Annotated in this window: 1 protein-coding gene; it reads left to right on the top strand. The window is 65.4% G+C overall.

Going from position 1 to position 399, the window contains the following annotated elements:
* Positions 1–399 (top strand): phosphopantetheine-binding protein (locus IG98_RS46270; protein WP_157594914.1); only part of this gene is annotated, 399 nt, incomplete at both ends.

The raw sequence follows: 399 nt of genomic DNA, 5'->3' as shown, positions 1-399 counted from the left end.
GAGTTGCGGCGGTTCGCGGGGGAGGTGTTGCCGGAGTTCATGGTGCCGTCGGCGGTGGTGGTGTTGGGGGTGTTGCCGTTGACGGGGAACGGGAAGTTGGATCGGGCGGCGTTGCCGGCTCCCGGGGTGGTTTCGGAGTCGGGTCGGGGGGCGCGGTCGGTGGTGGAGGAGATTTTGTGTGGGGTGTTCGCGGAGGTGCTGGGGATGGACGCGGTGGGGGTGGGGGATTCGTTTTTCGCGTTGGGTGGGGATTCGTTGCTGGCGATGCGGTTGGTGGGCCGGGTGCGGTCGGTGCTGGGGGTGGAGGTTTCGGTTCGGGCGGTGTTTGAGGTCTGTCTCTTATACACATCTGACGCTGCCGACGACTCCTTACGTGTAGATCTCGGTGGTCGCCGTATC

This window comes from Streptosporangium amethystogenes (genome assembly GCF_000721075.1).
Classification (GTDB): domain Bacteria; phylum Actinomycetota; class Actinomycetes; order Streptosporangiales; family Streptosporangiaceae; genus Streptosporangium; species Streptosporangium amethystogenes.
The sequence above is the reverse complement of the archived record's forward strand: the minus strand, read 5'-3'. Positions and strand labels throughout refer to the sequence as shown.